The organism is Burkholderia sp. BCC1998 (assembly GCF_905339875.1).
GTDB lineage: Bacteria > Pseudomonadota > Gammaproteobacteria > Burkholderiales > Burkholderiaceae > Burkholderia.
This window is the reverse complement of record NZ_CAJPHE010000014.1, coordinates 177,003-201,770: the sequence shown is the minus strand read 5'-3', so window position 1 is coordinate 201,770 and position 24,768 is coordinate 177,003. Positions and strand designations below refer to the sequence as shown.

The window sequence follows — 24,768 nt, the reverse complement described above, 5'->3', positions numbered from 1 at the left end:
CCAAATCAGAAAAGTTAACAGGCCAGGAATTTAATTTCGCAACAGCTTCTAAGCCTACGGCTCCACGGCGGCCTAATCATGAATTCTCATCGCCTGGAGGCGCCGTCCGAATGGGTAGATTGCCGCGTATCCCGGTGGACTGTCGATCTAAGCGCACACAACTTGTTCATACGCCCGGAAGCATCGTGACAGGCTGCATGAAACGTGGGGATTCGCCGTATCGGCGCGCGAGCGCCCCGGCAAGCTGTCGGTCAACGTCGCAATTCCGTGAAGAATCGGAAGCCATCTCGACCTCGCGCTCTTGAGCCGAACGTGGACCGGCGCGCATCGATCGTGGATGGGTTTCCTGTCACGGGCAGCGCAAGAGACTATGGGATACCGTACAGGTGAAGCTTTACCGGATCGCGGTGTGCTGCGATCGGACGACGCTGTTGAATCGCACCCGGGACGTACATTTTCGACCGTGGAACCACTGACGCTTCAAGTGCCAACACCGGCCCGTCTATAATCGAAGGTTCACAATGATCGCATGGAGCCCTACTTTATGAGTCAATCCCGCGGGCGATATGCGGGATCTCGGGACAGCGGCCAACGTCAACCTCGCCACGTAAAAAAATCCCCGTCCAATCGGCAGGGACAACCGTATGTGAAGACGCCTCCTCGAGATGCCGCCCAGACTGCCTCCATTTTCAAAACACGATCGTTTCAGTTTCTTGTCGATGCGGTAGGCGCAGAAAATATCGCGATAGCGCTTGAATCGAACATGGCGCGAGTCGGCGAACTGATGAAGGGCGAGAGGTTCACACCCGAGACCGCCTTTCACATGGAAACCACGCTTGGGTTGCCGCATGGTTTTTTTGACCATCCCAATCCTGCGCTCGCGGCCGAGACCATCGCTCGTCTGAAGTCACCGCTCGACTTCATTCAAACGGACGACGGACAAGGCGCGGAGTCTGAAGCACTTAAGCCGTCTTCGGCCCTAAGCGTCGATCAACAATCAGTTCTTAAAGATAGTTTGTCCGAGGAAGCGAAAATGCCAAAGAAAGCAGCTGGACGAGCGTCCAGGGCCGTCAAGAACCGTCAAAGCGAAATGGTCGAACAGCCTACGCCCCAGGCGCCGCAAAAAACTTCGCCTTCGAAATACAAGCGTTCTCCTAAAACGCCCGAACAGCAATCGCTGGCATTGAGCGACAGCGCCGAGGTAGAAAACATCCGACGCGCTAACCTCCACGTTCTCACCAGTCGCAACGGATCGAAGGTACGACTTGGTGTAGTCATGGCGATGAGTGGATCCAACATGGCCCATCGGCTACATGGCAAGAAGCGCATGGACAGTGTGGAAGCAAACCGGTTCACGGAGCGACTTGGATTGCCAAGTGGCTGGTTGGACACCCCGCGCTCCGAAGCCGAGATTCCGGAGTCGGTGTCGCGTATGCTTACGCCTGCACCGCGCGGTCGCGTATCCGTTCAACACGAGCCGCCGGCAGTCGTAACAAGCGATGGCGTGCCAGGGACGCTCGCCGATGAGAAAGCGCACATGGGGCGCGCGCGGACGGGCGCCCTGGGCGATTCGGAAAGCCCCTCACCTGTTTCAGCGGACGTCACAGGAGAAAAAGAGACGGCCGTCGTCAGCCCGCAAGATCATATAAGCGATTTCTCCGACGACCTTGCCGGTCGCACACTTGAAGTAAGTGATGGCGAGGCGCCGGCTGCCACACCGGCAACCCTTGAGTCGCTCCCCGCCTCCGCAATACCGCAGCGAAACCCTGTACCGCCCCCCGTCCCTTCCGTGACCAGCCTGGACAATCTTGATGGTATTGCACCGATTGCGGAAGCATTGATCAAGACGCTAGCAGGTAAAGCCCGTACGGGTCGACTCGACGAATTGAAAGCGCTGGAGCTTTTGCAGCAAGCGGTCCTGTTGTGAGTCGGCGGTAGCGTGCCAAGCCCCCTCGTGCCATGACGAATAAGCGCAACGAGGTGGGCTGGGCCCGGCGCGCTATGCAACGTCCCAACACGATCGACCGCCCATGTGCCCGGGTGCATGATCCGGTGACGGAGGTTCGTGCGATCGCGCGCAGCTGCAGCTCAACTCCCTCGCAATCGCATCAATGCGGGTTCGCTGCAATATCGAGTTCGCGCCGCCACGCACCATACTCATATCCTCGCGCAGCATCGATACCGGAGGAATGCCATGCCGACCTACCAATACCGTTGCGAGAAGTGCGGCAAAACGTTCGGGAGCGTCGAGCATCTCGCCGAACATGCATCGGCTCATCCGCCTTGCCCTCATTGCGGAAGCGAACAGGTTCAACACGTACCGACGCCATTTTTCGCGAAGACGTCAAGAAAGAGTTGATCCAGGCTGTCGAGGCTATTTTCCCGTTCGCCAGGCGCTAACGCTGAAATCGCTTATGAGGCAGCGCGTCTGGTTCAACCAAGATTCTGAGGGGGTTGCATCGGCTATGCCGGCGTGGCTTACAAGAAATCTGGATTGTCAGTGACAGCCCCCTCGTGATACAAGGTAGCCGCTGTCTGGCGCACGCCAGGCGCATCATTTACAACCGATTTCCTTGGAGCGTTCAGAGTATGGCAACGGGTACCGTCAAATGGTTTAACGATACGAAGGGGTTTGGATTCATCACGCCGGATGACGGCGGCGAAGACCTGTTTGCGCACTTCTCCGAGGTTCAGGGAAGTGGCTTCAAATCGCTTCAGGAGGGCCAGAAGGTCAGCTTCGAGGTCAAGCAGGGCCCCAAGGGGAAGCAGGCTGCCAGCATCAAGCCGCTGTAAGTTTTCCCGCAGCGAACACGTCCGGTCAGGACAACGATCAGGCCGACGCGTGATCGCTGCCAGTCTGGAGTCGGGCGTCGAAGGGATACCACGCCCGGCTTGCCTCAGCGCTCGAGAAAGGGCCTGAGCTTGTCCGCACGGCTGGGATGCATCAGCTTGCGCATCGCCTTGCTCTCAATCTGACGGATCCGCTCGCGGGTCACGTCGAACTGCTTGCCGACCTCTTCAAGCGTGTGATCGGAGTTTGTGTCGAGCCCGAATCGCATCCGCAGAACCTTGGCCTCGCGCGGCGACAAACCGGCGAGTGCCTCGTCGATCGCCGCGCGCATGTTCGCGTGAATCGCCGCCTCAGCCGGCGAACTCGCCGAGACATCCTCGATCATGTCGCCGAGCGTTGCATCGGCGTCGTCACCCACCGGGGTTTCGAGCGAGACAGGTTGCTTGGCGATCTTGAGGATACTGAGCACTTTCTCCTCGGACATCTCCATGCGCTTTGCCAGCACGGCGGGATGCGCCTCCTGCCCTGTCTGTTGCAGGATTTCGCGTGATATCCGGTTCAGCTTGTTGATCGTCTCGATCATGTGGACCGGCACGCGAATGGTCCGCGCCTGATCGGCGAGCGCACGCGTGACAGCCTGCCGGACCCACCAGGTCGCGTAGGTCGAGAACTTCCAGCCGCGCCGGTATTCGAACTTGTCCACGGCCTTCATCAGGCCGATATTGCCCTCCTGGATCAAATCCAGGAACTGCATGCCGCGGTTCACGTATTTCTTGGCGATCGAAATGACAAGACGAAGGTTCGCCTCGATCATCTCGCGCTTGGCCTGCCGCATTTTCAGTTCCGCGGCACTCATCTGGCGGTTGATCTGCTTGAGCTGCTGGAGCGGCAACGAGACCCGGGACTCGATGTCGACGAGTTTCTGCTGCGCCGCCTGAATCGCCGGCTGATGTCGCTCGAGCGCCGCGCCAAACTGCTGCGAGCTCGCCGCCGTGCGGTTCGTCCATTCGAGGTCGGTCTCGTGACCCGGGAACGACTCGACAAACGCGTCGCGCGGCATGCCGCAACGGTCGACCGCAATCGCCAGGATGCTGCGCTCGATCGCGCGAACCTCAGTCACTTGCCCATGCACGATGGCGCACAGGCGGTCGATGGTCTTGGCGGTAAAGCGGATCGGCGCGAGTTCACGCTGGATCGCCGTGCGCACTTGCGCAGCGGCCGCGGAACGGGCATCGCCGGTGACAGGCACATCCGGCAACTGCTCGAACAGTGCACGCACGCGCGCGAAAATCACGAGACTGTCGTTGGTGAGCTCCTCGAGGCGTGCCGCGTTCACCTTCTCGGAATCCCCGTCGTCCGTTTCGACGTCGTCTTCGTCCACTTCATCGTCGGCGGCGACTGCTTCCGCCTCCTCTTCCTGGGACTCCGGCGTCATTTCGCTTTCATCGGCGTCGACACTGATGCCATCGACCAGTTCGTCGATGCGCAGTTCGCCGGCAACGATGCGGTCGACATCGGCAAGAATCGTGGACACGATCGACGGACACGCGGCAATCGCTTGAATCATGTCCTGCAGACCATCTTCGATCCGTTTCGCGACCTCGATTTCACCGGCGCGGGTCAGCAGTTCGCTGGCCCCCATCTCACGCATGTACATCCGAACCGGATCCGTGGTGCGGCCGAATTCGGAATCGACGGTCGATAACGCAGCTTCCGCCTCCTCGTCCGCCTGATCGTCGGATGCCACGGCCGGCGCGGCGTCGGTCAACAGGAGCGCTTCGGCGTCCGGCGCTTGTTCGTACACGGCCACGCCCATGTCGCTGAACGTGCTGACGATAGTGTCCATCGCCGCCGTTTGGGCAAAGTTGTCGGGCAGGTGATCGTTGATGTCCGCGTGGGCGAGATAGCCGCGCTCGCGACCGAGCGCGATCAACGCGCGCATCTGGTGCTGGCGCTCCTCATTCTGACGTGCCAGTGACGCGACGTCCGTCGGTGTCAGGGCCTGGGCCTTTCCCTTTGACACACGGCGGCCGGCTTTTGCCGTGGCTGTGATTTCAGGGGATGTGGAATCGTTCCGATCAGAAATTGCCAATACATGCTCCTCGACAGATGAGCCGACGATCGTCGCGAGCATGACGCCAGAATGGGTTGCCTGCCGGGATGCGAACGGAATCGTGTACGCACAGATAGTCGAGGGCGGGATGCCTCGTGCGAAATCCGTATGCGCAGCTTGTGGGGGGCGTGAATGGTACCGGAATGTATTGTGCGGTGCAACACGGGGGCTTGGATTTCCATTCTCTTTACCGGTGTAACCCGCTCCAGCCGTGACAAGGGCGTAGCAGTCGTCGCCCTATCTCTGCCAGTGAATGCGTGTGTCAACCCAAAACTGCCTTTCGATGCCGCGCCCCCGGAACGGTGGCTTCCAAGATTCAACGGCCGTTGCAGCAGTCATGTCGCTCGGCCAGTCCTCGCCCAATCAACAGTGGGACGGGTTGGTTTCTACGACAGGAATATGGCAGACTGCCGACGTAGTTGCATCGAGCAGGCAGACGGGATTTTGCTCGTTCAGCACAGTTACAGCCGCGGCGCATTGTTGCCGCTAAGTTTTTCGCAAGCACGACGACGGGCTCCACGGGAGTTGATCCGGCAGGTATCCCGGGAAGATCTCCAAGCACGAGAAGATTTTCGCAATAGCTGAGCGGCATGAGAAATCGCCTGTTCGAGTCACCGAAAAAGTGATGTCATATCTGCCGTCGATCGTTGGTTGGATCGCTTTACTGAAACGATCGACAATGACGCACATGTGAGGGCTACCTGTTTCGATAGGTCAGGCAACTAACAGAAGAATGACGGACCAACGGGGGCAAAATGAATGACACGGTGGAACGGGTTGTTCCAGAACCGCTCGCTGCGGATTACAGCGGAATACTGGTTCACCGCCGACCCGGCGATGCGAGATGGAAGGCGCTCTCAGAAACCGCATATCGAGTGATCCATCAGATCGAAAATTTGGAAACGGATGCGCGCACCCAGATTGCAGAAAACCGGCAGTCGGTGACCGATTTGTTGTCAGGAGCACTGCAGTACACCAATCTAGGCTTTTTCGCGGGAAGCGGCACTTCGCTTGGTGCGGCAAACGGCCCAAGCATGTGGAAATTGTGGACGAGCGCAATGTGCACCGATGCCAGTGGAAAACAGCTATCTGCGCAAGGGGAGCAGGTCTGCAGCAAGATCCGCTATGGTGAACGCGAGAACCCCAACATCGAGCATTTTCTGTCCCAGTGTGATGCCTATCTTTCATTCTCGGTCGATGCGGAGGTTCAGTCGTTCGTCACCGGCGTGAAGGCTCAGATACTCGAACTGTGCAGCGTGTTTCTCACCAAAGCGGGATCGGATATTTCGGCTTACCGGTATCTGTTGCAGAAGCTCGCGCGTCGGAGGGTACGTGATCCGCGCCTGAAAGTGTTCACGACCAACTACGACATGTGCTTCGAGGCGGCTGCCTCGGATCTCGGAATCACAGTCATAGATGGCTTCTCCTACACGCGCAATCGCCGATTCGACGGCCGGCACTTCAGTTATGACGTAGTGCGTCGCGACGCGGAGCGGCAGGACTTTGTGGAAGGAGTCTTTCATCTCCACAAGCTACACGGGTCTGTTAGCTGGCAGCGCGATGGCAATGAGGTCTTCGAAGTCGCCAGCCCGACGGCCGATAAGGCCTGCCTGATTTATCCGGCCAAGGGGAAATACCAGCAGGCGTTCTTGCAGCCGCATCTGGAGCTTTTATCGCGCTTCCTAGACTTTTTGCGCCAGCCGAACACTTGCCTGATTACCGCTGGGTTCGGCTTCAATGATGATCACCTTTCCGAGCCTATTTACTCGGCGGTGCAGGCAAACCCAAGCCTCAAACTGATTCTGACAGACCATCGCTGTATCGAACATGTCCATAACGAGGGGTATCACGGGTCGAGCCCTTACTGGCACCGGTTTGCGGATCTGGCCGCGCGTGGATTTGATATTCATTTCATTGGCGGCTCGTTCGCCGACGTCGTCGACATAATTCCGTCGCTTCGTGCCGTCTCGCCTGCCGAACAGCTTGCTGAGGCCGTTCGCAGAGTAGGAGTGCGTACATGACAGGCGACGATTTGGGGAAATACGGGGCGCTTCGCGCCGAACTGCGAGTGGGCGTTGTGTCGAGCGTGCAGGCTCAGTCGGTCAAAGTCAATCTCGCCCATGCCGGGGACGTCGGCGGCCAGTACATTCGTTCCCAGCGCTACGGCCGCGGAGAAGTTGGCGAACTGGTGTTGATTGAGGCACAGCAAGGGCTTCTCTTGGGCCGCCTCACGGAAGTCTCTCTTCCCGACCGTGATCGCACCGAGATAACGCAGGATTTCGAAGGATCACGTCACGTCGATGCGATCGGTTTTATCCGGCTTTTGGGCTCCGTGCACGCTGTTACGTTGAGAATTCAGGCGGGTATAGCTACATATCCGAGACTTGGCGATCGAGTCTTTTCCGCACCGGGTGCATTTGTCGCCCGAATCCCGGATCTGACCGACGCGGGACTCGATACGGATCCGCCCGCTGTTTCCTTGAATCTGGGGCTGGTGTCCGGAGAATCGGGATTTTCAATCGCTGTAACGCCGGAAAAATTGTTCGGGCGACACTGCGCGATCCTTGGATCTACTGGCGGTGGAAAAAGCTGGACCACTGCCCGAATTCTGGAGGAATGCCGCCGATACAAGTCCAAGGTAATCCTTCTGGACGCAACGAGTGAATATCGATCGCTTTTAGGCAACGACATGTTTCACTGTCACGTGGGAACGCCTATCCATATCGCAAATGGCTCCAGGGAGGTGAGCATCCCGCCCACGGATTTTTCGGAGGGCGATCTAATTGCTCTTTTTCAGCCCTCGGGAAAGACGCAGGGACCGAAGTTACGGGAGGCAATGAAAAGCCTTCGGCTCGCCCGCCTGGTCCCCACCATCGCCACAAACGGTATTGTCAGAAAAATCAATCAACCCAAGGCCGCGTATCGCCAAGCGCTGAACGAGGGGAACAACGCGGCTCTGGTGGACGATCCAAATCAGCCGTTCGACGTTACCGTCCTGCACCGCCAGATAGTGCAGGAATGTTGCTACCCGGATGCAACAAATGGCTCTGAGGCATGGGGCGCGCCTTCGAATGAACTGTCGTACTGTTCGTCGCTGCTGACCCGTATCATCGGGGTAGTTAACTCGTCGTCGATGGTCTGCGTGTTTCGTCCGTCACCGGGTACATTGATGCTTTCGGATGCACTCAACTCCTTCTTCTCGGACGAAAACAAAACGATCTTCCGGTTGTGCCTTAGTTCGATCGGTTACGAGTTCAGTGCGCGAGAGGTAATCACAAACGCGATTGGCCGTATGCTGCTTCTAAAGGCGCGACGTGAAGAGTTCCGTGAGCGTCCTATCCTTGTTGTCCTAGACGAAGCTCATAATTTCCTTGGCAAGTCAGTTGGCACTGAAGATTACGCGATGAACCTCGATGCGTTCGAGCTTATTGCAAAAGAAGGCCGGAAATACGGCCTCAACGTCTGCCTTGCGACGCAACGCCCCCGAGACATAACGGAAGGAGTCCTCAGCCAGATGGGAACGTTACTGGTTCATCGTCTGACTAACGATCGCGACAGAGAAGTCGTTGAGCGGGCATGTGGCGAAATCGACAGGTCCGCTGCCGCGTTTATCCCGAATCTCAAACAGGGGGAAGTAGCGCTCGTCGGTGTCGATTTCCCGATTCCTGTCACAGTTCAGATCATCCCGCCGTCTCAACCACCTAAGTCCGATGGCCCGAGTTTCCAGAGGCTTTGGAGTCGGGGCGCTTGAACACTTGGTATGACATGGCGATTCGGCGTGGCGTTCAACATGGCGCAATGTCGGACGATACGTGCGGGACCACGCTTTCGCTACCATCGGCTGCACGACAGATGCTCATTGAGACGCGACTGCCGATCAAACGCATCGCAGCGCGTTGCGGGTTTGGATCGGAAGAAACCATGCGACGGACGTTTGCACGCGTTCAGCAAGTCAGCCCGAGCGACTATCGGGAACGGTTCGGACCTGTGTCGTGAGCCAGCGGCCAGCATGGCGGCTGTGATCACGCGATTAGGATCTCGTGGTGTGCCGGGTTAGGGAGACCGCGTGTATGTGTTCATGGCGCCTCATCGCCGTACCTTTGAAGGAACGTCTGCTTCGGCCGTTGTTCAGCGGCCTCAACGAGTAGGCTCCCCGCACGTCAGCACGTTCGTGTTGCGATGGTCAACTCCGGTTGCCCATGGTCGATAGCCGACCCCGCAGCCAGCTGCTAGCGGCCACATACGCAGTTGCCGCCCATCGGCCCTCGCCCGCCTTAAGGACCCTGCGCTCGCCCTCGCGTTGTTCATCTTCTGCCTATGCGTGCGACCGCCGTCATCCTAGGATCGATGCCACAAAAGATGAGTCGTTTGATATCTATATTGATAACCCTTCTTATCACAATAGATCTGATATGTACCTAAACTCGATGCAGGCGAAATGCTTCCCGCGCCGTTTGGTCATGAGCTGGGTCGCTGCGACGTAAGTGCTAGATTTCGTAACCTAGCTTCCGCGTTCGAGAAGGTCCACGTTTGCGTCTGCAACCCGAATTTGCGGACGCAATCGATGACCGAGAGTGACCTCATCTGTCGCACATCACGGCGCGTTCGCGTAAGCCTCGTCGGGTGCCCGCAATCGATCGCAACGCAATGCCTGGCGGCGGACCGATATAGACCCGCGACACGGGTTGGGGACTGTCGGGAATGGGGCCTGGCTCGCTTGACAGGGGAATCTCCCGGCTAGAATACGGATCAGGTGAGCACATTCAACGAGGAACCATGACGCCGCACGACGGTTTCCCCCCGCGGAACTCACGAACAAACCCACTCTTTGGTAGAGAAGCCCTGATGCGGACCAGCTTGCCACCGGACTATCAAATTGACGCTCCTGAAACGCGTGACAGAGTGATGCAATTCCTCAACGAAATCGGCGTTCCAGCTCGATACGAAGACGGCGCGACCGGGTTCTCCAAAGGATGCCGTATCGCGCACGGTGAGCTATATGTCGATCCTGCATGCCGGATTTCGACGATTTTGCACGAGGCGGGACATCTCGCAATTACACCACGTAGCTTCCGATCACTTATGAACGGAAACCTCTACGCAAGTCAGGGCGAAATGCCGAAGATCGTCGACGAGGCAGGCGTGTATCCCGACGATCCTCTTTACCGTGCAGTCATCCAATGATCGGACCCAGAAGCCACTGCATGGGCTTGGGCAGCGGGTACCGAATTGGGTCTACCCGGCGAAGAGATCGTTCGAGACGACGAATACAGTGGCGATGGTGAGGCAATCCGGCTCGCGCTACAGATACGCGCCTACATTGGAGCACATGGGCTCGCTCAGGCCGGCTTCTGTGCGATCCGCGTGTTGCATGATCTACACCGTCATCGAAACCCCGGTCTTTTAGCGGTATGCAGATGAAATCTGGCGCAACGACGAGCGAGAGCATTCATCAACTGGCTCGCGGACAATCCTCTCGCGGCGATGTGATTCCCGGCACGTCGGGGCTGCGCAAAGTGCGCTGGTCGCGCGCCGGGATGGGGAAACGCGGCGGTTCGCGCGTCATCTACTACAACCTGCTCGATGACGGCGAAATTTGGCTACTGATCGCGTCCACGAAAGCGAAGTTCGACAACCTGTCGACGAGCTTTCTTAATCAACTTCGGAGGAAATCGATCGTGGATAAAGACATTGAACAGTTTCAAGCGGAACTGCTGGAATCAGTCCGCCAAATGAAGGCTGGCGTCGCTGGCCGCGTGACGCGCGTACAGCCGACGGAAGCCTCCAGTGCGCGCGCCAAAGTTGGCATGGCGCAGTCAGAGTTTGCCGGCCTGCTTGGTGTATCGGTGCGTACCTGCCAACAGTGGGAACAGGGCCGCCACAATCCGACCGGTGCAGCGCAGACGCTGCTGCGTGTCGCCGTGCAACATCCTGAAGCACTGAAGGATCTCCGGCCGGCCGGCTGACCTCTGCATCGTGCCGCGCAGGCAATCCGATCGGATACCGGACTCCAGCACATCGGTCCCATCCCGCGCCCGCCCGGAAACGGCGGGACCGTCTCCCATTAACCGCAGCGAATTGCATCGCCGCCCTTCCCCGGTCCATGTATCAGGCCATGTCCGCCGGCGCTTCGCACCATAACTTTACAAGATCAACGCCCTCGCTGGCTGGTTGCTGGTCGCTTGGGAAGCGTCCACCTGGATGACCATCGGAAGCTCAAAGGGGGTTCCCGTGACCACGCAGCGCCCCTGGGACAGCCCAGGGATGAGACTGCATGATAAAGAGTCCAACGTAGAGATGGTGTTGTCGACGAGGAAGAGGTCCTATCGTTCACCAAGCGATGGATGAAGAAGTTGAGCAGCTGCGAGCCTATGGCACCCCCCTTCATCACCATTGCGATTACACCGCGAACAGCGCTACCAACACGTTCGGCCGATTTTCTTCTGCGGGAATCGAGAATTCAATTGTGTCTGGCACCAGCCTTCCAAAGCACGTCCTCATACTGCGCGAGCGCGAGCTTGAACGGCTCGAGCTTTGCAACGAGATCCTGCAGCTTCCCGTCGTTGCCCGTTTGTAGAACTTCATGAGCTGCTTTTTGGAGTTCGTCCATCGTTTGGCTCAGGCGCGGCGCCCAGGATGACTGGCTACGCGCGGAAATCGCCGTGCGCGCCTTTGTGAGCATGGTCAACTGGGTCTCAAAGTACCGCCCCAAGTACTTCCAGCCAGCCGTATCCAGCGTCGCAGCCCGCTCTTCAATCGTTCGTGCGGAATTGCGGAGGCCAGCATAGGCCTCTTCGGCTCCACGCAGTGCGTCGTACTTGGCACTCGCGACGGGCCCTCGCATCGAGGTCTTCAATGCGGGGTTGTGCCTTCCCGCACGTCTGAGTTCGTTGTCAGCGGCGCGCGCCAGTTGCCCGTTCATCGTCACGTGCCGGGGCCGATACGGCGCGCCGCGAATTTCGAACAGGATGAGCCCGTTACGCTCGTCGACCCCCATCGCGCCCATCCCGTAGTCGGTAGACAGGTCTCCACTATGCAACGGATACCCGACCGGCGGCGACAGCAAATCCTTCTGCCAGGGTCCCTCCTGCCGCCCCTCTATGATCGACGTCAACCACGCCTTAATGGTCGGGCCAGCTTGCCGGGGCTTAGGGTTTCGGTCCGCCAGGTTATAGGGCTTTGCGAACACCAACTGATCCGGGTCGCTCATGTGCAGCGCTTCCATCATCATCGGAACTCTCGTAGACGAGTCCTTCGACGGCACAAGGAGGGTGCGCAAGGCCGCCTGCTCGTGAGGCGATAGCAGTTTGGAGAACGCGGCACAAAAGTCGCTGCGCGCCATTATGCGAAAGAAGATGTGTACCGTACCGTCCGCGGGGAGCTTCGCTTGTGCGCGCGCGAGGTACATACTGATGAGCCGGACGAAGGCGCACGCTTTGGATGGCAAGGGCTCACCGGTGCGCGCCGCGTAAAAGTCGGCAACCGCCTTCGTGTGCTCATGGATCCCCTCTGCCTGTTTCTTCGGCAACAGTTCATCGATGAGCATCCCCACATGATCCAGGCCGACGCCATACGTAGCTTGTAAGCGTCCGGGCATGTGCGGATCATTCAACTGCAAGACGGCGTCGACCTTGGCGTCGCTCACGACGTCTTGCAGTCGAACGGTCATATCGCCGGCGAGCGCCCGCGAGCGAATCGCTGCCGTTAGCGCGGTAATCTCTCGTACAGCTGCGCGCACATCGTCTTCGCTCGCAAGCGGATTCGTTACGAACTCCAGGTCGTACTTGCCGCCGCCGTTGTCATCGCACTCCAGTTTCCAATGAGGACGGTCCAGAAGAATGACGCCGCGGCGAAGCGCGTCACTGACGCCCGCCGACACGTCGACGCTCGGAATCTCGATTTCGAGGCCGAATTTCGCCTCCAGCGACGGACTGAGTCGGGCGGGCAGTTCGCTCCGTCGCGCGCTTGATCCGGGTAACTGCACGCGCGGGCGATTCGCCTCCCCTTGCACGGTCTCCAGCCTGGGAACACCGGCAAGCTCGAGCAACTGCAGGCTTCCCGACGCGAGGCGTCGCCGCTTCGGCGATGGCGGCGACGCGCTACGCTCCCTGTCTGGCGAGGGTGAATTTTCGCCGGCCGGTTCGGCATAGCTGGGAATGGTGAGTTTCATCGCAGTGGTAGTTCGCGCCGGAGCGCGCCGTTCTCGTGGTGCCGCTCGAGTGTGGGCCCCGGATGCATCTGCTGCGGCCGTATCCGGCGAAAGGGAATCCCCCGAGACGAACAAATAGAGCGTCCTCGGGTGCCTGCGGAATGCGGAAAACATTCGACGCCAGCAACCGGGAAGCACTCGTCTGTCTTGCTTCGGCCAGACTGTTGCCTTGGACCGCCTTTGGCCGAGCGCCTGGCTTGCAGGCCATTGATCTCATTGACTGCGCACCACGCCAGGCGCGCGATCAAGCGCTTCCAGGGCGTGTCACCTCGGGCAATCAGCCCGCGTGCAGGTCCTTCCGGCGATAAGCCTCTCCGAAAACATGTCGAACGAGTTCCGGCGAATAGCGGTAGTTCCACCGCAACTCGGCACCCAATTCGATATCTTCGGTCGCAAAGAACGCGCGGATGGAGAAGCATCGGCCGCAGCGAGATCTCGCATCGAACGATGCGGCTTCGAGGTTGTAGCCGTGCTCCGCCTGTGCGATGGGGATGCCGTCTGCATCGTAGGCGAGCGACGTGTTCGCCATCGCCAGCACGTTCTCTCCGTCGACAAAGGCAACCGAGTTGCCCGAGTTCGCGCAGATCACGAACGAGTCCTCCACGCAGGTGAAGAACATCGCGGCGCTCATGAGCCGTCCGCCATACACGCCGATGCACTCGCCACGATGGATGTGCCGCGCGGCAAATGCACCGCGCTCGCCCACCAGCACGTGTTCGCGTGGATCGCGCAGGTCGTCGGGCTCGATCGGTCGACAATGTAAGGTGTTTCGATAAGCGTCCCCACGGTTCTGCTCGCTCAATGCAGCGTCGACGTAAGGCATCACGGCCTCGATGCGTGATGTTGCCCGCTCACTTGACGCCTGTGTCGGATCGCGCAACTCGACGATGAAGACCGGATTCAACGTCTCGTCGCGATACGGATAACGCGCATCGAGCCGCGGCGAATAAGGCAGACGCGCAATCGCGTGGACCCGCTTGAACGCCTCGAAAACTTCGCGCAGGCACGCGGTGGCTTCCTGGGCGTCGGGGGCCCCGTCCGTGAATGCCCCGTCGATCCGTGCCTTCAGCGCGGGGACCACATCGAAGATCGCCTCGTGCCGTGCGGCGAGTCCCGGAACGCGGGCGGCATCGGCCACGCGCTGCCTGATTGTGTCGAGAAGCGCCTGTGCGCTCGGTTCGTTCGCTAATGTCATCGGAGCTCGCTTTACCGTGTCCGGCTGCAATCGGATCGCTGTGTCGATGAAGCGACGTTACCCACTCGCGTTCGTGTCCGCGCGCGAACGCCGCGAAGCCGCGGCGACCGCAGCGAAGTCATCGCGAAGTTTCGCTACAGGCGTCAGCGTATCGCCGCGCCCGCGACAGATCCTGCTCGTATGACTCTATGCTGCGCCTATCCGCGCGAGCCGGCGCAGGGCCGTCACGGCCTCGCACATGCGCGATCCTCCGGTACAGGAGCATCCGATGCCCGATAGAATCTCGTCCCATCCGTTCATTTCGCCCATCGAGCGGCCCGACAACCAGCCGGCGCACAATCACGTGGCCGCGCCCGATCGTCAGCCCGCGCGCCCTTCGCGCACGCTCGAAGCCGGCACGCAGCACGGTCCGGGCAGCACATCCGCTTTACACAGGCGCACCCATGGCACGCCCGTCAGCGCGCTGCTGCGACGCACGTCCTCGCGCAGCGATCTGACCGATCGCGTCGCGGCGTTTTCGCGGCGCTTCCAGGAAGACCAGGACGCGCCGCCCGTGCCGCGGGTTACGTCCTTGCTCGGCCGCGATGCGGCGGAGCGTCCGGCTCAAACGTCGCCGGCCGCGCACGTGGAGCAGACTGCACCCAATGGCGGGCACGGCGTCGCCCGACAACCCCAAAATAGCGCCGGCACCGCGCAACCGTATCGATATCCCTATCCGGCACCCCACTTCGGCCCGTATCTCGCGCCGGCCTACGCGCCCTATTCCTGTATGCCGCAATCGCATTGGAGCCCGCACCTGGCAGCGCCTTACTACACGCCATATCACTGGAGCGCGCAGCATACGTATCCGGCAGGCAGCCCTGTCTTCTCGCCTCAGGGCTATACGGCCTATACGCGGCCGAGGCCCTGGCAACCGCTTTTGCCGGATTGGCTGGCGCCTTCCTGTCAAAGCCGGGTTGTCGGCGCGAACAGCCGGATCGGCTTTACGTACGGTTTCGGCGACGGCCCTAACGGCAAGCAGATGCACGTCGGCTTCCATTTCAACGGACGTTTTCACACGCTGCACTTCGGTCTCTATCCAAGCGCGACGCGGCCATTCTTCGTCCAGTCGCACCGTGGCTACATGCAGGCGGCGCCGACATGGCTACCCGCCGCGCCGTGGCACGGAAGCGTGCATGCGTACGAACCGGCAGCCGTCAGCGGACACGCAGGTGCAACAGCGGCCCACCGTCCGTGGCATGCCGTACTTGAAATCCCGGAGGACCGCGCGACGCTGGAACTGGTGACGCTGCGCTACAGGCTCAAGAAGCGGCGCCTCGAAGCGAACGGGGCTGGTAGCCGGCCGGCGATTCTAGAACTGCAGGCCGCCTATGAAAGCGCGCTGCAGGCGCTGTCTGCGCGTGCCCGCGGATAAACCGGCTGCGGCTGCGAGCCGCGCCCGAACGTCGTCATCTCGAAGGGTCCGGCTTCGCTTCCGTACTAGAAAACCGCCGCAATGAACTGCACACCGAACGCTGGTTGCAAATCCAATCTTTGGCGTGCCTTTCATGGCGACGTACGACGAGACATTCAAGCGGGAAGGGGTGACGCATTCCATTTGCGACTTTCAGCAGCAATGTCTGCGGGGCTCGACGAATCGCCCAGGTGCGGTCGCCTCACCATCTGGTCGAGACGATCACGTGCCGCACCCGATAGAGTGGCGAAGTTCAGCACGAGCGCGGTATCCGTCGACGTGCGTGTCCACATCAGATCCGCGCGCTTTGCGATTTCCGCTGCGACGATGATTGTCGACCTCGTCCATCATCTGATCCACACCAGATGCCCCAGCGCTCACGCTTTCGAGCGCATCAGCTCGCGTTGCGCGAGCACGCTCTCCGATGCGACGCCGCCGATCGGCAGGCGCAAGCCCGGTGTGCTGCGCACACGCCCCGTCACTTCGCTCACGGCAATGCGTTCCGGCAGCCACGACGCGCGCTCGCGCAACATCGCGTCGAGCGGACGCGACCAGTCTTCGCCCTTGCCGGGCGCGGCGTGGGCGGCGGCGTCATGCATGCGTTCGAGCGCGCGATAGACGTCGCCGCGCCGCGCCTGCGCCGGCTTCAGCCGGCGGCGCACGAGGAAGGTGTGATTGACGCGTTGATGGGCCTTCATCATCGTGAGGTCATGTTTGAGCTTCGCAGCCGCCTCGGGATAGTCGCAGCCGTGCGTGTGACAATACATCTCGATCCATTCCTCGCGCGAACTCTCGACGGCCGCCGCAAACGCATTGAACGACGCAAACTGCTGGTCCGCGTAGCAGCCGCGATTCAGAAGCCGCCCTTCGCGCTCCGGCAGCATCACGCGCGCGGCCACGAGCCGCTCGGGCCGTGCGCCGCCGACACCCAGTGGCGACGCACCCGGCAGGCCGCCCGTCAGTTCGCCCTTGTGCCAGCCCGGACTCGCGCCTGCCGTGCCCTGCACGGAGACGCGCATGCTCTGCGTCACGGCGCGACGGTCGTAGCGGATCGAACCGGTGTCTTCGTTGACGGCCGTTTCGTTGCGGCTGTTCAGATCCACCGTCACATTGCCGTCAAGGCCGTAGGAGCCACGGACCGACGAACTCGGCGCGGTCACCGACGCGCCCGCCGATGCATGAATGCCCTGGCGCGTTGCCTTCGTCCGGCCGTCCTGCCAGCCGATCGAGATATCCGTGCGCTCGCCGATGCGTGCGGCAAGGCGCTCGAACAGGGGCGCTTCGGCCCCCTTGTCACGCACCGGTTCGCGCGCTTCCTCGAACAGAAAATCGACCATGTCGAGTACGGTTTCGGTGGTGCGCGCATCGTCGTACTTCATCGCGACCCAGTCGAGATTCTCGTCAGTGAGACGCTCGCGCGCGACGCGGATCAGCACGCCGCGCGGCTCGCGCTGCTCGCGATCGAAGGGCGTGAGGCGCAGCGAACCGCCCAGCCGCAAGCCGCCAAGCCAGCTCATGTGCTTGCTGTAGCCGATGCGCGCGCCAAGCCTCCCCACCGAGCGCTTGCCATGTTCGGTGCCGATAAAGATATCGAAGCCCACGTTATTGCGCTGCAGGGTCACGACGGCCCTGCGGGTGTGGTAATGGGCTAGCGTGAGTTCGCCCCCGACCGGCAGGTGCTGATGCGGCCCACGGTTGACCGACAGCGAAAGACCGCGCGTGCTGAAGCCGAAACGCCCGCCATCCGCGAAAGCCACCTGCGTCGACTGCTGCAGGTCGGTGATCACCTGGCGCATCACGCTTCTGATTTCCTCACGGCCCAGGCGCTCGGGCTTGATCGCCTTCGCCTCGCCGACCTTGTCGACGTGCTCTAGCGCGGCCTTTACCGCTTCCCATCGATGCACATGAAAGCGCTTCGCACATTCGCGCAATGCACCGGCATCGAGCAGTGCTGGCGCGTCGTCGTGTTGCGCGACGCTCATCTCCGGCTCGCGATTTTCCATCGCTGCCATCATTGCTTCGTCCAGTTCAAGGTCGCCAATATGCGTCGCCGGCCTGGCGGCAATCGCCTCCAGTGCAGCGGCCGCAGCTTCGCGCGCGCGCGTCTCTTCCCCATCCGGTGCGCCTGTCGCGAGACGCGGGCTGCGCAGCGATGCGGCCAAAGTCGCGCTGGCCGTCTTGAGCGCATCCGCATAACGGGCCGCCTCCTTCGTGTAGGACGCGAGCGCAGCGCCCGACGAACCGAGCATCAAGCCGCGCAACGCCGACTTCTTCTTGCCGAACATGCGCTGAAAGAACCAGTTGCCCTTGTCGAGCCGCAACATCCCGCGCGTCACGAAACGATGCAGCCGCGTCTGCGCCTGCTTTAACGGACTACCCGGCGCGTCGCTTCGAAAGCCCTGGCGCCACGCGAAAAGCGCAGCTGCGTCGCGCGGCTGCGCAGAGCCCGACACGGCACGCAGCACGCGCGCAGCGAGATTGCCTTTGTCGTCGGTCGTGGCGTGCGCGGCGGCGAGCGCCGCATCGAGATCGGCGTGCCCCTCGGGCAACGCGGTCCACGCTTGCAGCACCGCGAGTGCGGTCGCACTGTCGGCCGTCGATGCAGCGCTGCCCGTGAGTTTCTTCAGCATGTCGAAGCCCAGGTGCGTGTTCGCGAGCGCACGAGCGATGCGCCATGCATCCGCGTGCGCCTGGTTGACGGGAACGGTAGACGACGTGCGGTTGAGCTGGTCTGTCGCGCGAACGTTGCCGTCGGGCTCCGCCGTGATTTCGTCGACCGGCGATTCACTCCCGTTGCCTCCCTGAACGGGATCGCCATTCTGTTGCGGCTGCTCCGCCGTCGTCGTGACGGACGGACGCACGGCATTCAGGTCGAACGTCGCGGCCCGCTGCACGATCCCTTCGATGTTCACGATCTCCGGCAATGCCTGCAATGCCGCTACCGCGCGCGCCGGTTCGTTCGCGCCGAGCGCGGAGAGCACGGCATAGCCGAGCATGAGCGATGGCGCAAAGCGGTGCGTGCTGTCCATAGCGGATGGATCAACCTGCGCAGAGGAGGATTCGCCCGTGACTCCGCGCGCGGCATCCGTCGCCTGCACCACTTGCGCGAGCAACGCGGATAGCGCGGTGACTTGATCCGCGGACGACGTGTGTCGGTTGGAGGTGAGCGCTGGATTTGCGTCGTTGTCGGTGCTTTCCATCTCGCCGACAGGGCTTCCGCCGTTGGCTTCATTCACGTGCCCTGCGTCACTGGCGTCGTTGGCCTCGCTCGCACCGCCCGCCCCGCTTCTGCCGTCCGCACTGAAATACTCCCGCACCCAGCTATCCAGCCCTTCGCGATGGTCCAGCCAATGCTCGAGTTCGGCCGCATCGCGCGGCCGTCTCGTTGTGCGCGTCGAGGCCGCATCCGACGATTCGCCCTTGCGCTTCTCCGTGAACTTGCCGACCGCCTTCGCCAGCATCCGGTGCGCCTTCGCCGCGCGATTCTGGGCCGACGCGCTCGAACCCGGCGCTGGCCTGGTCCTGCCTGCCTCGCTCCAGTCACCGGGCGGATCGACGGGACGAGCTGGTGTCTGCGCGGCAATGCGCACGTCGTGCGCCGGAAACGGTCGGCCGAACTTGTTCGCGCGCGCAAACGGCAGACGCCATTCGGTTTCCACCAGCGCCCGGCGATCGGCCGGAGCATCGCGCGTCGCATACGGCGGACGGCCGAACCCGAGCATGCTTTTGAAACGCTCGCGCGTCGCCGCGAAGCCGGCCTTTGCACCCGCACGCGCGCCTGGAGACGATCGTTGCGATGGCTGCACGCCCGCTCCCGTCGATGCAGCGGGACTGGCCGCCGGCGCAACTGTCGTCGACGCGCGCGGCGTGCCGCGCAACATCGACGCCGTATTCCTGATCATGTTGGTGAGCCGCATGTATCCTCCTCCGATTCCACCGATTATCTGGACTGCGTATGACATGAACAGCCAGGCGACGAAGCCTTGTCGACCGCGGCGAAACCTCCGCTCCTGCGTGGAGTCATGGGCACGCGCGATACGTTCGTCGATGCGCGGCGTGTTTTTCTGCAACGAAAACGCGGCGGACGGACGACGTTGTGCCGTTCGACACCTGCGGATGCGCCGCGGGGGGACGCATCCCGATCACCGTCAAGTGCGGTTGGCTTCCGGCTCTTTGGCAGCGGAAAGCACGGCCATTTCGCGCACGCCGGCTACGCTCTGCGCGCTTTGCGCGTTGAGCATGAATGACAGCCCGACTGTGCGTTGGGTACCGAGCGCTTCGAGGACGTACAGCGACTGCCTGCGCCAGCTATTCTCGTTGCCCAGCACTTTTCGGATGTCGGTGTCGATCCTCGCGAGCTCACGCGCCTGAGCTGGCGTCGGCTTCGTCAGGCGTTCCAGACGTTGCTTGCGATGCATGAGGAAATCGAGATTCCGTGCGGCTCCCTCGTGCATATCCAAGCGCTCGCCCATGACGAGGTTGCCGGCCGTTGCCCCTTCCTTGACTTGCGCCATCCACTTGTCGAGCTTGTCGCGAGCCGCGGCGTCGCCGCCGAGCGAGGTCATCCATTCGGCGCGGTGGGTGTCGACGTATTGCTTCAACTCGTCGAAGGTCCCGAACTCCGTATCCTTGTACGTGTGCTTGCCAACGGTACGGTCACCCTCGCGGCCGATTCGAAGGGCCGCATTCGTATTGGTGGAGAGGAGCGTCGTTCCAACCCCGAAGTAGGGCTGCGACGGAAACGATAGCGTGGCCAGATGTCCACTGTGATGCGGCATCGAAGCACTGGGAAGCCCTTCGACGAGCGTGGCCGAGACGGACACACCCCGGCCGCTGTTGTTCGTGGCGACATTGATCGCATGCGTGCCCGCGATGTCCTTCGTCCTGCTGAGCGCCTTCGAGACTTTTCTCAGGCTCGCGCCGAGCGACGGCCCCCAACTCGTCGAAGGTGTGCGCGAGGTGCCGATACGCGCAGTGATACCGGCGGTTGCCGTGGTTGCGTGCGTCTTGTTTCGGCTGTCGGTCCAGTTGATCGAGACAGCGGGATCCTTCCAGAAACGCTGGGTCAACCCACCCCACATTTCCTCGGCATTGCGCGGCGCTTCGTCGTTGGGCCCGGCGCGTCGCGCCGTATTCAACACATCGTGCATCGTGCTGCGCCATGCATCGGGGCTACCCGCTTGTTCGTTGTCCGAACGGCGCGTCCGAATCGTCACGCCGCGAGCGTCACCCGTGTCGTAGCTACGCCGAAGGCCGAGCGAACCACCGACGCTGAAGACGGGCTTGTGCTTTTTGCCGAACGACCACCCGGCGAAGCCTCCCAGGCCGCCATACAGTGAATTGCGCGAGTCCGAGCCGATGAAAACGTGGCCGAAGTGCGAATTCGAGCCGACATCGATGACCGCGTGACGTCCGCGGATGTAGCCCACGTCCGGCAGCACCGACACGTGCGGCACGCCGAGATGGTGCGAAAACGCAGTCAAGGATTCCGAGGGTATGCTCGCCAGCCCAAACATTCCGCCGCTACTGAAGCGGATGTCATAAGCGTCCGGCATTTGCCGGACGAGATCGTTGATGGCGTCGAGCTGGGTATTGGCTTCCCCCCGCTGCGGGCGAATGTCGCCACCTGCAAGACGCGTCCGGAATACGTCGATTTTCTCCGTGACGGACGCCGGCACCTGCTCGGAGGCACCCCATGATTCCGCCGCCCAGGTCTCCAGTTGCGCCGGAGACATCTTGTCTAGTGCTTTCACTTCGGCACTGATCGCCGCGATGTTGCGATCGCGATTGTGATTGAAGTCGAGCATGTGTCCTTCCAGGTTCGGCGCGGGCACGTCATTTTCGCGATCTCGCGCGGGCTGACTGGGTAGTGCAGCGCGGGCCCGCACCTCGATGGCCTTGCGATCGGACGACGAAAACTTGAACTTGCTGCGCAGCCCTTTCGTCGCCATGCGCTGTTCCCACTGCTCCAGCGCGGCGAGCCGGACGGCGAAGCGGATTTTCGACTCATGCGACGTGGCCGGACTTTTCAGTCCCTCGACCAGTCGTTCTTTGACGGGAGCGAGCGCACCGGTGAAGTGGGCGAACTCCTGCTCCGGATGGCCGAGCAGCATACCGGCCGTGCCGAAGTTCTGCAGCGCTGACAGCGGGGACTTCTGTTTGCCCAGAAAGCCCGACACGGCGCGCCGAGCTATCCCGGTCCTGGCGGCCCGTTCCGCGTATGTGAAAAGCTTGAAGAAACGTTGCTGCGTGTTGGCCAGATCCGTGCCCGGCCCTTCCCGGTCGAATCCATTGCGCCACGCCATGTATGCGGCTGCCTGATGCGGCGGGCAGTTCGCGGCCGGGTTGGCTCTCAGCACGTTCGCCGCCTGCAGCGCCTTGATCGCCAGCGTATTGGCCGGGTTGGCGAGCCACGCGGGGGTGACTTCGGACGCCGCCGGCTCCGCCGCAATATCGCTCACGCTGTCCGTTCGCACGCGCTCGGCGACCGGCAGCGCCTTGTCGGCCAGCGCCGCGAGTTCTTCAAGGCTTGCCGGACCCGCCTCATCCGCAGGCTTGTTGCGCAGCAATTGATCGGCGGCGCGCAACCCGTGCCGGAATGCCTCGCGGAGAATTTCCGATGCGTTCGCGTCACCCGCTGCTCCGTGGTCGTGCAGGACGTGCGGCGCAATAGCGAGCAAAGTCTCCATGCCGATGCCCGTTGCCCCGAGCGCGATCTGCAGCGCAAACACGTCGGCGCGTACGCGGGGGCTCTCGTGCTGCGTGTTGTCGAGCAGTGCCTCCAAAGCAGCACGTGCGCGGACCGGATCCCCGCCGGTAGCTTGCGCAAGCGCGTCCGAAACCAGGATCGCATGCGAGGCAGCCTGCTGGCCGCCATCGGCCGCGGCTCCGGCCGGCGTCTCGAGCTGATGGGCGCTTTGCGTGGCAACCACGTTGTCGATGGAAAGCAGACGCTCGCTGATCATGCTGGCTAACCGGTCGATATCGGCCGCCGTGAATTGCCCATCGGTTTCGACCTGCCGCCATTGGGTGCCGATGTAACGCTTTGCACCTTCCGGCGTTCGCATGTCTTCGGGCAGACCAAACCGGACCTCCGCGCGTGCCGAGATCGACTTTGCCTGCGGCACGATCGCGTCAATATTGCGCTCGTGCTTGTGGCCGAGTGACGGCAGCTGGCCCATACGGCGCGGGCGCGGTGCCTCGACCCGAACGACCTTGGGCTCAGGTTTGGCTCGCGTCGGTGTCGTAGAAGTTTTCGTGTAGAACGGAAAGGCGACCGTCTTCGACGTGGCCCTCAGCGCTCGGTTCAAACCGCTCAACACGCCACCACTACCGCGACTGCGACTGCGTGTCGCGCTCGAGCCGGGCGCGCCCGTCGATGGCGGGGTGGCGTGCTCGGACTCGCTTCCGGGCGAAGCCGCGCTGCTCGATGCTACGGGGGACGACGTGATTTTGCGTGGCATTTTTTCGCTCCGTGCTTTCAACGAAGAAAAGGCAGCTCAATCGACTTGACTGGGCTCGCGGGCAATCCGGACCGCTGTGGAAATGTGCAACAACGCGTCGCGACAAGGCATTGCTTCGACGAAACAATGCGCTCCTCCCTTCTCAACCGTTTTCTTTTGTTTGGATTGCGATTTGCATTACCGAACGGCTTTCACAACAAAACGTTGCCTGCGTTCCGGGTGAATGTGCATGTCATTCTCGTGAATGCTTCAGCTCGCAACTGATGGATCCGGCGAAAGAGCGGCGACGAGAGCGAAAGGCGCGGCGTTGAAAGAAAACACGAGACGGGCGCTATCGATGGACGAACCCGGGGCTGGGCCGCAGCGGCCCAACGACTTTCCGTGTCGATCGGGATCGGCTTTCGCTTCCCTCCATGAGCCGGCGAATTTCTCGAGTACGACAAGGCAGCAAGCCTCGACGATGGATCACCGGCGCGTAGTCGAGCGCGCTCCGATCGCCATTCTCTGGCGACCGATATGGCCTCTGGCCGCCCGACCGACGGGGCCGCTCGACAAGCTCATTCGCCGTTACACCAGCTGTTTCGTTTCCGGACACAGGACGGTCTGTCGGCTCTCTTACGCTTGATTCCGGGACGGTCGTCGCCAGGCGGCCGTCGCGCGGCCAACAGGATGGACATCGACACGCAGCGAGCCCGACGCCGCTGCGCATATCTCATCGCGTACGTTAAGAGGCTATTCATGAGCAAGATCAGCAACGACATCGGCAACACCAACATCCAGGCCGACCTCCAGCAACTGGAATCGGACCTGAAGCGCGGCGGCAAACTCGGCAACAACGACGTCGAAAAGCTGCTCGAAATGATTCTCGCGATCATCGAACAGAAGCTAGGCGGCGGTTCGCAGGGCGGCGGCGCATCCGGCAACAACGGCGGCGCCTCGACGCAAGCGCCGGGTTCCACGCAAGGCCCGGACTCCACCCAGGCGCCGTCGACCGACAACACCACCGCCCCATCCGGCAGCTCGAACGATCTGCAAAGTCAGATCGCGTCCCTGCTCCAACAGATTCTGCATACGCTGCAACAATCGTCGCAAAGCGGCCAGGGTCTCGACAAGCAGACGGGCCAACTCATCGACGATCTGCTCAAGCTGCTCCAGCAGATGGAGGGTGCGCAAGGCGGCAACCAGGCCGGCGGCGACAGCAAGGGCGGCGCAAACGGCGGCGCTCAGGCGTCGCAGATCCAGGCGCTGCTGTCCGACATCATCCAGCTTTTGCAGCAGCTTCATGGCTCGCAGACCGACGGTTCGAACGATACGGGCAACGATCCGAGCAACAACCCCGGCAGCACGGACGGCGCGAACAGCACCAACGGATCCAATAACGCGAACGGTTCGACCGACCCGAATACGCTCACGAGCGACTTGCTGAAACTGCTTTCGCAATTGCTGTCCATGCTCAACAAGCCGTCGAGCGAGCACAAGACGAAGGCCTGAAGCACGCCATCAACATCGCCGCACGCTCAGCCTCGCGGCCGTCGGAATCGCGC

Annotated in this window: 14 protein-coding genes and 1 pseudogene; 10 read left to right on the top strand and 5 right to left on the bottom strand. The window is 61.5% G+C overall.

Annotated elements, in window-relative coordinates; genetic code table 11:
- Positions 1 to 544 precede the first annotated feature (544 nt).
- From U5A56_RS23685 to U5A56_RS23675, 3 genes are all read left to right on the top strand, one after another.
- A complete protein-coding gene (locus tag U5A56_RS23685) occupies positions 545 to 1,927 on the top strand; it encodes a hypothetical protein (RefSeq protein WP_257776130.1) in 1,383 nt (460 codons plus the stop codon).
- 267 nt (positions 1,928 to 2,194) lie between these two features.
- Positions 2,195 to 2,359, top strand: coding sequence for an FmdB family zinc ribbon protein (locus U5A56_RS23680; protein ID WP_257776131.1), 165 nt, complete (start codon positions 2,195 to 2,197; stop codon positions 2,357 to 2,359).
- 230 nt (positions 2,360 to 2,589) lie between these two features.
- Positions 2,590 to 2,793 carry a cold-shock protein gene (locus tag U5A56_RS23675; RefSeq protein WP_057926883.1) on the top strand — a complete coding sequence of 68 codons (204 nt, stop codon included), beginning with the start codon at positions 2,590 to 2,592 and terminating at the stop codon, positions 2,791 to 2,793.
- Positions 2,794 to 2,897: 104 nt separating this feature from the next.
- Here U5A56_RS23675 and rpoD read toward each other — a convergent pair whose 3' ends face one another.
- The gene (gene rpoD / locus U5A56_RS23670; RefSeq protein ID WP_321924814.1) at positions 2,898 to 4,925 is read right to left on the bottom strand and encodes an RNA polymerase sigma factor RpoD; all 2,028 of its coding nucleotides are present in this window, start codon (positions 4,923 to 4,925) and stop codon (positions 2,898 to 2,900) included.
- 734 nt (positions 4,926 to 5,659) lie between these two features.
- Here rpoD and U5A56_RS23665 point away from each other — a divergent pair.
- The 5 genes and pseudogenes from U5A56_RS23665 (at position 5,660) to U5A56_RS23640 (ending at position 10,870) form a co-directional block, all read left to right on the top strand.
- A complete protein-coding gene (locus U5A56_RS23665) occupies positions 5,660 to 6,925 on the top strand; it encodes an SIR2 family protein (RefSeq protein WP_257774456.1) in 1,266 nt (421 codons plus the stop codon).
- Positions 6,922 to 8,655 carry an ATP-binding protein gene (locus tag U5A56_RS23660; RefSeq protein ID WP_257774457.1) on the top strand — a complete coding sequence of 578 codons (1,734 nt, stop codon included), beginning with the start codon at positions 6,922 to 6,924 and terminating at the stop codon, positions 8,653 to 8,655. The genes U5A56_RS23665 and U5A56_RS23660 overlap by 4 nt, the downstream gene beginning before the upstream one ends.
- An 89-nt stretch (positions 8,656 to 8,744) precedes the next feature.
- Positions 8,745 to 8,900, top strand: a pseudogene (locus U5A56_RS23655) (helix-turn-helix domain-containing protein); the annotation flags it as partial.
- 780 nt (positions 8,901 to 9,680) lie between these two features.
- On the top strand, positions 9,681 to 10,088 hold the full coding sequence (locus U5A56_RS23650) for a hypothetical protein (protein WP_257774458.1): 408 nt from the start codon (positions 9,681 to 9,683) through the stop codon (positions 10,086 to 10,088).
- Positions 10,089 to 10,582: 494 nt separating this feature from the next.
- Positions 10,583 to 10,870: a helix-turn-helix domain-containing protein gene (locus U5A56_RS23640; RefSeq protein WP_257774578.1), complete on the top strand. Its 288-nt coding sequence runs from the start codon at positions 10,583 to 10,585 to the stop codon at positions 10,868 to 10,870.
- A 494-nt stretch (positions 10,871 to 11,364) separates the two neighbouring features.
- Here U5A56_RS23640 and U5A56_RS23635 read toward each other — a convergent pair whose 3' ends face one another.
- The gene (locus U5A56_RS23635; RefSeq protein WP_257774459.1) at positions 11,365 to 13,074 is read right to left on the bottom strand and encodes a hypothetical protein; all 1,710 of its coding nucleotides are present in this window, start codon (positions 13,072 to 13,074) and stop codon (positions 11,365 to 11,367) included.
- Between the two features lie 316 nt (positions 13,075 to 13,390).
- Positions 13,391 to 14,308: a type III effector protein gene (locus tag U5A56_RS23630; RefSeq protein WP_257774460.1), complete on the bottom strand. Its 918-nt coding sequence runs from the start codon at positions 14,306 to 14,308 to the stop codon at positions 13,391 to 13,393.
- 268 nt (positions 14,309 to 14,576) lie between these two features.
- On the opposite strand from U5A56_RS23630, the gene U5A56_RS23625 reads away from it, so the two are divergent.
- Positions 14,577 to 15,722, top strand: a complete 1,146-nt coding sequence (locus U5A56_RS23625; RefSeq protein WP_257774461.1) for a hypothetical protein — start codon at positions 14,577 to 14,579, stop codon at positions 15,720 to 15,722.
- Between the two features lie 416 nt (positions 15,723 to 16,138).
- On the opposite strand, the gene U5A56_RS23620 is transcribed toward U5A56_RS23625, so the two are convergent.
- Positions 16,139 to 19,678, bottom strand: a complete 3,540-nt coding sequence (locus tag U5A56_RS23620; protein WP_257774462.1) for a hypothetical protein — start codon at positions 19,676 to 19,678, stop codon at positions 16,139 to 16,141.
- Between the two features lie 231 nt (positions 19,679 to 19,909).
- Complete coding sequence (locus U5A56_RS23615) at positions 19,910 to 22,942, bottom strand: hypothetical protein (RefSeq protein WP_257774463.1); 3,033 nt, start codon at positions 22,940 to 22,942, stop codon at positions 19,910 to 19,912.
- Positions 22,943 to 23,893: 951 nt separating this feature from the next.
- Here U5A56_RS23615 and U5A56_RS23610 point away from each other — a divergent pair.
- On the top strand, positions 23,894 to 24,715 hold the full coding sequence (locus U5A56_RS23610) for a hypothetical protein (RefSeq protein WP_257774464.1): 822 nt from the start codon (positions 23,894 to 23,896) through the stop codon (positions 24,713 to 24,715).
- The last annotated feature ends 53 nt before the right edge of the window (positions 24,716 to 24,768 follow it).

Coding starts and splice junctions, on each gene's coding strand:
- U5A56_RS23685 (WP_257776130.1), top strand. CDS start 545: ATGAGTCAATCCCGCGGGCGATATGCGGGATCTCGGGACAGCGGCCAA.
- U5A56_RS23680 (WP_257776131.1), top strand. CDS start 2,195: ATGCCGACCTACCAATACCGTTGCGAGAAGTGCGGCAAAACGTTCGGG.
- U5A56_RS23675 (WP_057926883.1), top strand. CDS start 2,590: ATGGCAACGGGTACCGTCAAATGGTTTAACGATACGAAGGGGTTTGGA.
- rpoD (WP_321924814.1), bottom strand. CDS start 4,925: ATGCTCGCGACGATCGTCGGCTCATCTGTCGAGGAGCATGTATTGGCA.
- U5A56_RS23665 (WP_257774456.1), top strand. CDS start 5,660: ATGAATGACACGGTGGAACGGGTTGTTCCAGAACCGCTCGCTGCGGAT.
- U5A56_RS23660 (WP_257774457.1), top strand. CDS start 6,922: ATGACAGGCGACGATTTGGGGAAATACGGGGCGCTTCGCGCCGAACTG.
- U5A56_RS23650 (WP_257774458.1), top strand. CDS start 9,681: ATGACGCCGCACGACGGTTTCCCCCCGCGGAACTCACGAACAAACCCA.
- U5A56_RS23635 (WP_257774459.1), bottom strand. CDS start 13,074: ATGAAACTCACCATTCCCAGCTATGCCGAACCGGCCGGCGAAAATTCA.
- U5A56_RS23630 (WP_257774460.1), bottom strand. CDS start 14,308: ATGACATTAGCGAACGAACCGAGCGCACAGGCGCTTCTCGACACAATC.
- U5A56_RS23625 (WP_257774461.1), top strand. CDS start 14,577: ATGCCCGATAGAATCTCGTCCCATCCGTTCATTTCGCCCATCGAGCGG.
- U5A56_RS23620 (WP_257774462.1), bottom strand. CDS start 19,678: ATGCGGCTCACCAACATGATCAGGAATACGGCGTCGATGTTGCGCGGC.
- U5A56_RS23615 (WP_257774463.1), bottom strand. CDS start 22,942: ATGGGCCAGCTGCCGTCACTCGGCCACAAGCACGAGCGCAATATTGAC.
- U5A56_RS23610 (WP_257774464.1), top strand. CDS start 23,894: ATGGACATCGACACGCAGCGAGCCCGACGCCGCTGCGCATATCTCATC.